This window comes from Allobosea sp. 05L423, from assembly GCF_056397745.1.
In genome coordinates, this window is sequence record NZ_JBFTOA010000002.1 from 267,701 (window position 1) to 278,992 (window position 11,292).

General features: G+C 66.4%; 7 protein-coding genes. 3 read left to right on the top strand and 4 right to left on the bottom strand.

Annotated elements, in window-relative coordinates; translation table 11 throughout:
* Positions 1-43: 43 nt before the first annotated feature.
* Positions 44-397, bottom strand: a complete 354-nt coding sequence (locus AC1DNE_RS05330) for a hypothetical protein (protein ID WP_441470929.1) — start codon at positions 395-397, stop codon at positions 44-46.
* Between the two features lie 134 nt (positions 398-531).
* Positions 532-3,312, bottom strand: coding sequence for an Rne/Rng family ribonuclease (locus AC1DNE_RS05335; RefSeq protein ID WP_441470930.1), 2,781 nt, complete (start codon positions 3,310-3,312; stop codon positions 532-534).
* 639 nt (positions 3,313-3,951) lie between these two features.
* Here AC1DNE_RS05335 and AC1DNE_RS05340 point away from each other — a divergent pair.
* From AC1DNE_RS05340 to prfB, 3 genes are all read left to right on the top strand, one after another.
* Positions 3,952-5,217, top strand: a complete 1,266-nt coding sequence (locus AC1DNE_RS05340) for an N-acetylmuramoyl-L-alanine amidase (RefSeq protein ID WP_441470931.1) — start codon at positions 3,952-3,954, stop codon at positions 5,215-5,217.
* A 386-nt stretch (positions 5,218-5,603) separates the two neighbouring features.
* Positions 5,604-8,051, top strand: a complete 2,448-nt coding sequence (locus tag AC1DNE_RS05345) for a penicillin-binding protein 1A (RefSeq protein ID WP_441470932.1) — start codon at positions 5,604-5,606, stop codon at positions 8,049-8,051.
* A 165-nt stretch (positions 8,052-8,216) separates the two neighbouring features.
* A protein-coding gene (gene prfB, locus AC1DNE_RS05350) for a peptide chain release factor 2 (protein WP_441470933.1) occupies positions 8,217-9,345 on the top strand; the annotation gives its coding sequence in 2 pieces (ribosomal slippage) (positions 8,217-8,285 and positions 8,287-9,345; 1,128 coding nt in all).
* Between the two features lie 74 nt (positions 9,346-9,419).
* Here prfB and AC1DNE_RS05355 read toward each other — a convergent pair.
* Positions 9,420-10,727, bottom strand: a complete 1,308-nt coding sequence (locus tag AC1DNE_RS05355) for a M23 family metallopeptidase (RefSeq protein WP_476840941.1) — start codon at positions 10,725-10,727, stop codon at positions 9,420-9,422.
* A gap of 82 nt (positions 10,728-10,809) precedes the next feature.
* A complete protein-coding gene (locus tag AC1DNE_RS05360) occupies positions 10,810-11,274 on the bottom strand; it encodes a peroxiredoxin (protein ID WP_476765319.1) in 465 nt (154 codons plus the stop codon).
* Positions 11,275-11,292 lie beyond the last annotated feature (18 nt).

An 11,292-nucleotide genomic window follows, 5' to 3' on the forward strand; every position in this document is an offset into this window, starting at 1 on the left:
ACGGGTTCGCCGATCGGCTCGCGGTGAAAGCTGATCGGAACGGCTAGAGCAAGAAGAACAGGCCGAATCCCACGACAGTCAGTCCGCCCCCGAACAGACTGGCGAGGCGGGCCGTGCTGGCGACGACGCCACGTTCAGCGCTACGATTTGCGCGCTCGGCGTGGTCGAAACCCGCCTCGGCGCGATACTGGCTGGCGTGGAGATCGGGCGTCATTTGCGGGCCGATCGGCCGATTGCCTTCGAGTTCGATCCTGACTGCGAGGAAGACGACGAGGAGGCCGAGGAGCCCGACGCCGAACCAGCCTATGGCGCACCAGGCGAGATAGGCCAGACCGAGCAGCCCGATCGCGCACAGGAGGAGGAGAACGTCACGTTCCCTGTTTCGAGGCGGCTGCATCGGCTTCTTCCCGGCTCGGCGATCATCCATCGACCACAATGCCGAGCCGGCGCCAGGCTGCCAAGCACCGCGAAAAACAAAGCCCGCCGCGGGTGGCGGCGGGCTTCGTTATCTACCGTTCGGAAACCGGGCGCTCAGGAGCGGCCGGCGAGCCTGTTCCACCAGCCGCCGCGCTTCGGCCGGTTCGGGTCCGGCTCCGTCAGCACGACCGCGACGGGCTCCTCGGCCGGGGCGGGCGCGGGGGCCGGCTCGGGCGCTGCAGCGGGCTCGGCCGGGGCCGCGGCTTCCTCGGCGGCTTCCGTTACGGCTTCAGGCTGCGCCTCAGCGGGGGCCGGAGCGGTGTCCGCGGCTGCTTCCCCGCCTTCGGTGATCGGCACGACCTTCTTGCGCGAGCGGCTGCGCTTCGGCTTCTCCGCAGGCGCGGCTTCCGCCGTGACCGTCTCAGCCTTGTCTTCGGCCTCCTTGGCGGCCTCAGCCTTCGGCTTGCGGGCGCGGCTGCGCTTCGGCTTCGCCGGCTCGGCAGATGCCGCCTCTTCGGCGGCCGGTTCCGGCGCGGCTTCGGCGACAGGCGCCTCGATCACGGCCTCGGCAATGACCTCGACATCCGCGCCCTCGGCCGCGTCGTCTCCCTCCTCGCCCTCATCACCCTCGGCGTCCTGGCCCGCGTCGAGCTGCTGGCCCTGGTCGTCGCGCTCTCCGCCACGCCGACGACGGCGGCGACGGCGGCGGCGGCGATTCTCGCGGTCGCCTTCGCCGCGTTCGCCCTGGGCTTCGCCGGCGGTCGTCTCGTTGTCGCCGGTCTCGGCGTCGAGAGCGGCAGCCTCAGCAGCAGCGTCCAGCGCCTCGTCATCGACATCGGAGGCGATGGCTTCGGCCTTGAAGCCGGTCGGGATCACGCGACCTTCATTGCCGACGAACTCGCCGCGCTCGACCTCGAAGTAGCGAGTGCCTAGCAGGTTCGGATCGGTCGAGATCGTGATCGCGATGGCGAACCGGTTCTCGAGATCGGTGAGATGGGCGCGCTTCTGGTTGAGGACGTAGAGCGCGACCTCCGGCCGGGTGCGGACGGTCAGGTTGTGCGAGGCGCTCTTGATCAGCGTCTCCTCCAGCGCGCGCAGGATCTGCAGCGCGACGGACGGCGTCGAGCGGATCATGCCGGCGCCGGCGCAGTGCGGGCAGGGCACCGAGGAGCTCTCCAGCACGCCGGTGCGGATGCGCTGGCGCGACATCTCCAGCAGACCGAAGGCGGAGATGCGGCCGACCTGGATGCGGGCGCGGTCGTCCTTCAGGCACTCCTTCAGCTTCTTCTCGACGGCGCGGTTGTTCCGGTTCTCCTCCATGTCGATGAAATCGATCACGATGAGACCGGCGAGGTCGCGCAGCCTGAGCTGCCTTGCGATCTCTTCCGCCGCTTCGAGATTGGTCTTGAGCGCAGTGTCCTCGATGTTGTGCTCGCGGGTCGAGCGGCCCGAGTTGATGTCGATCGCGACCAGCGCTTCCGTCTGGTTGATGACCAGATAGCCGCCGGACTTCAGCGTCACGGTATTGGAGAACATAGCGTCGAGCTGGCTCTCGACGCCGAAGGCGGCGAAGAGCGGGGTCTGGTCGCGATAGGGCTTCACGCTCTTGGCATGGCTCGGCATGAGCATGCGCATGAAGTCCTTGGCCTCGCGATAGGCCGTCTCGCCGGCGACGTGAACCTCGTCGATGTCCTTGTTGTAGAGGTCACGAATCGAGCGCTTGACGAGGTTGCCCTCCTCATAGACCAGCGCGGGCGCGACCGAGGCGAGCGTCAGCTCGCGCACGCTCTCCCACATCCGCATCAGGTATTCGTAGTCGCGCCGGATCTCGACCTTGGTGCGCGAGGCGCCGGCCGTGCGCAGGATGAGGCCCATCCCCTCCGGAACCTCGAGCTCCTGGGCGATTTCCTTCAGGCGCTTGCGATCCTCGGCATTGGTAATCTTGCGCGAGATGCCGCCGCCCTTGCCGGTGTTCGGCATCAGCACCGAATAGCGGCCGGCGAGCGAGAGATAGGTGGTGAGCGCCGCGCCCTTGTTGCCGCGCTCTTCCTTGACGACCTGGACCAGGATGATCTGGCGGCGCTTGATCACCTCCTGGATCTTGTACTGGCGGCGCGACTGGCGGTGCGGGCGCTCCGGCATGTCGTCGAGGGCGTCGCCGCCGCCGAGCTGCTCCGGCTGCTCGTCGGCCTCGTCGCCGTTTTCCTCGTCGTCGCCGTCCTCGGAGCCTTCGTCCTCGGAAGGCTTGCGGGCCTCGACTTCCGAAGCCTCGGCGTCTTCGGCGGAAGCCTCATGAGCCGAGTCGGTCGTCTCGACCGTCTCGAAGGTCAGCGGCGCGGCATTCTCGGCGGCGTCCTCGGTCGTCGATTCGGCAACCGCCGGGGCGAAGTACTCGCCGAAGGCCGGCGCGCCCTCGTTGACCATGGCGGCTTCCTTGCCGTCGGTCTCGACACGCTCCTCGGCGTCCTCGCCATTCGCCTCGACCTCGGCCGAGACGGTCTCGTCGGCGACAGCCTTCTTCGCGCGATTGTCGCGGTCTCCGCCACGGCGGCGATCGCGCCGGCCGCGCTTCTCGCGGCGCTCCTCGTCGCGCTCCTCGTCACGCTCGGCCCGCGCCTCGTCGTCGATGAGCGCCTGCCGGTCGGCGACCGGAATCTGGTAGTAGTCGGGGTGGATTTCGGAGAAGGCGAGGAATCCGTGCCGGTTGCCGCCATATTCGACGAAGGCAGCCTGGAGCGACGGCTCCACGCGCGTCACCTTGGCGAGATAGATATTGCCGCGGAGCGGCTTCCGGCTGGCGGATTCGAAATCAAACTCTTCGACGCGGGATCCGCGGACCACCACGACCCGGGTCTCCTCCGGGTGGGTGGCATCGATAAGCATCTTGTTGGCCATATGAAACTTCCATTGGCGCGGTCGCCGGTGCAGGCGCGGCTACGGATGACAATCCGCCGTCGCGTGCAGGGGCGCCGCGTGAAGGCCGGAACGAGCCGGCATGTTGCAGGAGGTGGGAAAGACTGGCCTGAACAGGAATACGGTTCGGGACACCCGCTCGGGCTTGAAGCCCGGCGCGGTCCCGCAGGTTCGGACGGTTCACCTGAGGTGCTAGCGTCGTCTTATGCCCCGTCATCTGTCCTGACCTGCGATGTGCCTGCCTGGCGGCCGGCCCATCGCGTTTGCACGCTCGCGAGACAAGGTGGGGCGCAGAACACTCGCAATCCCCATACCAACCGTCTGCGGACGATCCGTTGCGGCTATCCCGCCGCCGCTCCCGAGGGAGAAGGTGGCACAGCCTGACCGGACGCCGACGGATCGCTCGATCCGGGTGTGTCCCATGGGCAGGCTGACGGGCAGCCAATTCCATTACAGACAGGTGATGGTGATTTGCAAGTCACATGACGGCCGCATTTCGCCGACCCCGTCCCCAAGCGGTTCACGCCCTCCATAAGAGGTGGTAACCGCCTCTTAAGATTTCACCCCCGTTATGGTTAAGCCTTGGTGACATCAAACGGGATTTTCCAGCTGTTTTTGCGCATGCGCCACGCTGTTCAGGGCCCTGAAGGTCGGTCGTCCCGCGGTTTCCTGCGGGGCGCTGCCCTCATCGCCTTTGCGTGCGGGCTCGCGCTCGCCTCTGCGCCGGCCCGCAGCGAGAGCAAGCCGCAGACCGAGTATCCGGTCGCGACCGACGCTCGCCTCGAGCAGAGCGGCGAAAGCGTGCGCCTGACCATGACGCTGTCCTCGATTGTGGAAGTGGAGGCCTGGGTGCAGGCATCGCCCGACCGCGTCATCGTCGAGATGCCGTCGACCAATTTCCAGATCCAGGGGAATGCCAGGAAGACGGCCGGCTTCGTCAGTGCCTATCGCTACGGCCTCTTCACTGCCGACAAGGCCCGAATCATCATCGATCTCTCGCAGCCGGCCACGATCGCCAGGACCGAGGTGAAGCCCGTGCGCGGCGGCTTCGGCGAACTCACGATCGAATTGAAGAAGACCGCGCGCGCCGATTTCCTCGCCGAAGCGGCCAAGACAAAGAAGGCGCAGGAGACGCCGGCACCGGCGATCCCTGCCGTCAAGCCGCCCGGCGAGACACGCCGAATCGTCGTCATCGACCCCGGCCATGGCGGCATCGACCCCGGCACCATGGTCGCTTCCATCTCCGAGAAATCTGTCGTGCTGGCCTTCGGCAAGGCGCTCAGGGAGCTGCTTGAAGCATCCGGCCGCTATCGCGTCGTGATGACCCGCGACGACGACCGCTTCGTCTCGCTCTCGGACCGGGTGCAGACGGGGCGCAGTGAGCAGGCGGACCTGTTCATCTCGATCCATGCCGATTCGCTGATGCAGGCGCAGGATGTGCGCGGGGCCACAGTCTATACCCGCTCCGAACGGGCGACCGACGCCGAGGCCGCCAAGCTCGCCGCCAAGGAAAACGAGGCGGATGCCGCCGCAGGCCTGGAGACGCGCGAGGAAGTGCAGGATGTCGCCGGCATTCTGATGGATCTCGCGCGACGCGAGACGCGGACCTTCACCGGCGTCTTCGCCCGCAACCTCGTCGACAAGCTCGGCGGCTCGATCAAGATGCACAAGATCCCGCTGCGCTCGGCGCGCTTCTGGGTGCTGAGCGCGCCGGACGTGCCCTCGGTGCTGATCGAGCTCGGCTATATGTCGAGCCCGAAGGATGCCGAACTGCTCAATTCCCCAGAATGGCGCGACAAGGCCGTGGCGGCGGTTTCCGCTGCTGTCGACGAGTATTTCGCGAGAGCGCGCGCCTCCGTCGGCAAGGCTGCGGAGAATCGCAACTAGCGCGTTTTCGGGCGAGGTGAATGCCGGTTCGCGTGAAGAAAACGCGATCAAACGACGAAACGGGGCAGCTCTGCGATTCGCAGAAGCGCGAAAATGCTCTGGAACCGGATCCGGTCAGGTTGAAACGACCCGATCGGCCAATCCGTCTTTCACATATCGATCACATATCGATGGAGAGCGGATGATTCGATCGGATTGCAGTGCAATCTGATCGGCGGGGGCTCCAGTATTGCGGTGGAACCGCTTCGTTCCGACCCATTGTCGGATCATGCGAAATGTGGTCTCAAGGCCACGGTTCCGCCATCTACGTCATGTTATAGCTCTGATTTGCGACGCGCCCCGATTTGGCGCCCGCCGGGTGGCAAAGATGGGGTCCAAGGCCTGAGATGCGGTTCATTCTGCGAATCTTCGGATGGTTGTTCGCCGCCGGTGCGATCGCCTTCGTGATCGTTGCTGCCTTGGCCGGCGGCCTGATCTGGCATTATTCGCAAGACCTGCCCGACTACGCCCAGCTCCGGAACTACGAGCCGCCGGTGATGACCCGCGTGCATGCGGGCGACGGCAGCCTGATCGCCGAATATGCCCGCGAGCGCCGTCTCTACCTGCCGATTCAGGCCGTGCCGAAGCTCGTCGTCGACGCCTATATCTCGGCCGAGGACAAGAACTTCTACAAGCATATGGGCGTCGATCCCGAAGGCCTGGTCCGCGCCGCGATCTCCAACTACCGTAACCGCAGCGCCAATCGCCGGCCGCAGGGCGCCTCGACCATCACCCAGCAGGTGGCGAAGAACTTCTTCCTGAGCCCCGAGCAGTCGATCGAGCGCAAGATCCGCGAGGCGCTCGTCGCGCTGAAGCTCGAATCGACCTACTCCAAGGACAAGATTCTCGAGCTCTACTTGAACGAGATCTATCTCGGCGCGCCGGCGCCGGGGCAGGGCAGCTATGGCATCGCCGCTGCCGCGCTGAACTATTTCGGCAAGTCGGTCCATGAGCTCAACCTGCAGGAGGCGGCTTACCTCGCCGCCCTGCCGAAGGCGCCCTCCGATCTGCATCCCTTCCGCAACCGCGACCGCGCGATCGAGCGCCGCAACTACGTGATCGACCGCATGGTCGAGAACGGCTACGTCAAGCGCGAGGTCGCCGAGGACGCGAAGAAGCAGCCGCTCGGCGTCAATCCGCGCACGGTTTCACCGAATCAGATCGCCGCCGGCTATTTCGCCGAGGAGATTCGGCGCGAGCTTCAGGACCGTTACGGCGAGAAGAAGCTGCTCGAAGGCGGCCTGTCGGTGCGCGCCACCGTCGATCCCAAGACGCAGTTGATGGCACGCAAGGCGCTGGTCGACGGTCTCGTGCGCTTCGACGAGGCGCGCGGCTGGCGCGGCGCGATCCAGAAGCTCGATATCGGCCGCGATTGGGGCGCCGCGGTTGGCGAATTGCCGGTCCTCGGCGACGTCGCACCCTGGCGGCTTGCCGTCGTGCTCGAATCCAGCGGTGACAGCGCCAAGCTCGGCCTGCATCCGCTGCGCGACAATGCCGGCCATCTCAACAAGGAGCGCCAGACCGTCACCCTTGCTGCCGACGGCATCAAGTGGACGCGCCGCGCGCGCGTCTCCCAGGCCGTCTCGGCCGGCGACGTCGTCTATGTCGAGCCGATCGACAGCCGGCCCGGCTATGTGCGCCTGCGTCAGCTCCCGGAGGTCAACGGCGCCATCGTGGTGATGGACCCGTTCTCGGGCCGTGTGCTCGCCATGGTCGGCGGCTTCTCGCATGACCAGTCGGAGTTCAACCGCGCGACGCAGGCGCTGCGGCAGCCCGGTTCGTCGTTCAAGCCCTTCGTCTACGCGACCGCGCTCGACAACGGCTACACCCCGTCCAGCATCATCCTGGACGCGCCGATCGAGATCGATCAGGGGCCGGGGCTCGGCATGTGGCGGCCAGAGAATTTCGACGGCAAGTCGACCGGCCCGCGCACGCTGCGCTACGGCATCCAGTTCTCGAAGAACCTGATGACGGTGCGCCTCGCCAAGGATGTCGGCATGCCGCTGATYGCGGAATATGCCCGCCGCTTCGGCATCTATGACGATCTTCAGCCCGTGCTGTCGATGTCGCTCGGCGCCGGCGAGACGACGGTGATGCGCATGACCGCCGGCTATTCGATGCTGGTCAATGGCGGCCGTCGCATCCGTCCGACCCTGATCGACCGCATCCAGGACCGCACCGGCACGACCATCTATCGTCACGATCAGCGCGTCTGCGAAGGCTGCAATGCCGACAAATGGGCGAACCAGTCGGAGCCGCGCCTGGTCGACAACCGCGAGCAGGTGCTCGATCCGCTGACCGCGTATCAGATGGTCTCGATCCTGGAAGGCGTCGTCAACGCCGGCACTGCGACAGTGGTGAAGTCGGTCGGCAAGCCGCTCGCCGGCAAGACCGGCACGACCAACGACGCCAAGGACGTCTGGTTCGTCGGCTTCTCGCCGGATCTCGCGGTCGGCGTCTATATGGGCTTCGACAAGCCGAAATCGCTCGGCACTTCGGCCACCGCCGGCCAGTATGCCGCGCCGATCTTCCGCGACTTCATGACGGTCGCGCTGAAGGACAAGCCGGCCACGCCGTTCCGTGTGCCGGCCGGCATCAAGCTGATCCGCGTCGACCCGAGGACCGGCATGCGGGCCGGCGGCGAGGGCGGCATCCTCGAAGCCTTCAAGCCCGGCACCGCCCCTCCGGACAGCTATTCGGTGATCGGCGCGGCGGGTGACGGCAGCGCGCCGCTTTCCGTCGGCCCCGGCGGCGGCGGGCGCGCCATCGGCTCGGGAACCGGCGGCCTCTACTGACGCCGGCACGGGACTTTTCGATGCCCGGAGCGATGCTCCGGGCATTTTGCATTCCCTGGACCAGGCACGCTCTTGCAACTCGCCTCGGCGCGGGCGTTTACAGCCGGCGCATTCCCCCCTATCTCAGCCCTCGAACACAGATCACAAGGACGTTTCGACGGAATCATGCGCCCCGAAATCCAGACGCAACTCGACAACGCCAAGCAGTCGATCGGACTGCTGAGGAGGCATCTTTGACTGGGATCAAGCCCAGCGCCGCCTAGCGGAACTCAACGCTCTCTCCGAGGGCCCCGATTTCTGGAACGATGCCGAAGCCGCGCAGAAGCTGATGCGCGAGCGGACCTCGCTGGAAACCCAGATCGAAGGCATCAGCAAGCTCGAGCGTGATCTCGACGATGCGCTGACGCTGATCGAACTCGGCGAGATGGAGGAGGACGACGCCACCGTCACCGAGGGCGAGCAGGCGATCAAGGCCATTCAGGACGAATCGGCGCGCCTTCAGGTCGAGACTCTGCTCTCCGGCGAAGCCGATATGCTCGACACCTATGTCGAGATCCATCCCGGCGCCGGCGGCACCGAGAGCCAGGACTGGGCCGAGATGCTGCTGCGCATGTACCGGCGCTGGGGCGAACGGCGGAAGTTCAAGGTCGAGACGCTCGAATACCAGGACGGCGATACCGCCGGCATCAAATCGGCGACGCTCCAGTTCAAGGGGCACAACGCCTATGGCTGGCTGAAGACCGAATCCGGCGTGCACCGGCTCGTGCGCATCTCGCCCTTCGATTCGAATGCGCGGCGGCAGACCTCGTTTGCGTCGGTCTGGGTCTATCCGGTCGTCGACGACCGCATCGTCATCGATGTGAAGGAGTCGGACTGCCGGATCGACACCTACCGCGCCCAGGGCGCCGGTGGGCAGCACATCAACACGACCGATTCCGCGGTGCGCATCACGCATATTCCCAGCGGCATCGCGGTCGCCTGCCAGCAGGAGCGCTCGCAGCACAAGAACCGGGCCAAGGCCTGGGAAATGCTGCGCGCTCGCCTCTACGAGGTCGAGCTGAAGAAACGCGAAGAGAAGGCCAACGCCGAGCAGGCTTCCAAGACCGATATCGGCTGGGGCCACCAGATCCGCTCCTATGTGCTGCAGCCCTATCAGCTCGTGAAGGACCTGCGCACCGGCGTGAGCTCAACGGCGCCTTCGGAGGTGCTCGACGGCGATCTCGATCCCTTCATGGAGGCGTCGCTGGCCCAGCGCGTCTACGGCACGGAGGTCGAGGTCGAGGATATCGACTGAGCCTTGCTCCGTTTCCCACGGTCCAAACAGAAAAAGCCGCGCAGGTTGCGCGGCTTTTTCATTGGATCAGAGGCTCAGAGTGCGTTGGCGAAGAGCTTGCCGCCAGCCCGCAGGAACCGTGTCGGGTCGACCGGTTCGTCGTTGATCCGGGTCTCGTAGTGCAGATGCGGCCCGGTCGAGCGGCCGGTCGAGCCGACCCGGCCGACCACCGTGCCGGCCTTGACCGTCTGCCCGACCGAGACCGAGATCGCCGACATATGGGCGTAGCGCGTGCTCAGGCCGTTGGCGTGCTCGACTTCGACCATGTTGYCGTAGCCGCCATTGTACTCCGCCGCGACGACCTTGCCGGGCGCCGTGGCGAGGATCGACGAGCCAGTCTCGGCGCGGAAGTCGACGCCCGTATGCATGGCGAGGCCCCGGGTGAAGGGGTCGGTCCGGTAGCCGAAATTGGATGTGAAATCGTGGTCGCCGGCCATCGGCCGGGCGAGGGGGAGCTGATCGATGACGCCGCGCAGGCGCATGACCGAGGCCATGCGCGGCTGCAGGGCGGCCAGCGTCGCCTCGAAGGGGCCGGCGGCGGGGTCCAGCTTGACCGGGACGAAGGGTCCGCCGACGCCTCCTGCGCTGTCCGGAGGCGTGAGGCGCTCGGCGTCGAGGCCGGTTTCCGCCAATGCGCTGCGGAGCCGCTTCTGAGTGGCGGCCAGCGTTTCGTCCATATCCTTCAACGCGACGATCTGAGCTTCGGTCGTGCTGGCCATGGCCTTGTCGAGCCGGGTCAGGGTTGCTTCGACGCGCTTCGCGGGCGGCTCGGCCGGTGCCTCGCCCGACTGCCAGCCCTCGGCCGCGTTGGCGTCGGCGCCACGCAGCGGCGGCGCTTCCGGCGCGGGCATCGGCTTGCTCGGCATGATCGGCGCGAAACTCGTGACGCCCGAGGCGCGGATCGGCTCGCCCGGCTTGATGACGTTCGCGCGCAGCGGCAGCTTCACGGCCGGCACGAGGCCGCTGGATTGAAGCGTGTCGGCGAGGGCGGCGACGAGCGACTGGCGCGATTCGAGTTCCGCCTGCCGGGTCGCAAGCTCGTCGACGCGGGTTTCGACACCGTCCTGGTCGAGCAGGGCGCGGCTGGCATAGCGGTCGATATCGGCGCGCAGGGCGGCGATTCGGTCCTCATAGGCGTATTGGCGGGTCGTTTCGCGGGCGATCAGCCGGGCGGCGAGATCGTCCCGGCTGAGGATGTACCAGCCGGCGCCGCCGGAGCAGGCCGTGGTCAGGGCGAGCCACGCCAGCCCGGCGACCATCGTAGAGCGGCGGATCGTGTAGGTCTTGTGGGTGACCAGGCCGACGGTCGAGAGAGCTGGGCCCGTTTGTGACTGATGATGCATACGCGGAACCGGAAAGAACGCTGCCGATGCCGCGATTAGAGATCGTTAGGGTTAATCTTTCGCAAATTCGGACGGAGCCGGCTCACAAGGCCCGAGCGGCCGCCAGCACTTCCTCGGCATGGCCGGCGACCTTGACCTTGCGCCAGATGCGGGCGAGGCGGCCCTCGGCGTCGATCAGAAATGTCGATCGCTCGATCCCCATGTACTTTCGGCCATACAGGCTCTTCTCGACCCAGATGCCGTAGGCGGAAGCGAGCTTCTGCTCCTCGTCGGCCAGCAGCGCGAAATCCAGCTCATATTTGCGCTTGAAATTGCCGTGACGTTGCACGGAATCCGGGGAGACGCCGATAATCTCGGTCCCGCAATCCGCGAAGGCCTGGCGCAGGCGGTTGAAGGCGATCGCTTCCTCGGTGCATGCCGGGGTGTTGTCCTTCGGATAGGCGTAGAGAGCGACCTTCCGGCCGCGCAGCTCCGACAGACCGACCTCGCCGCCGCCGTCGCGCGGCAGCCTGAAATCGGGCGCCGGATCTCCTTCCTGCAATGTCATGGCCGTTGCCTTCCTTTT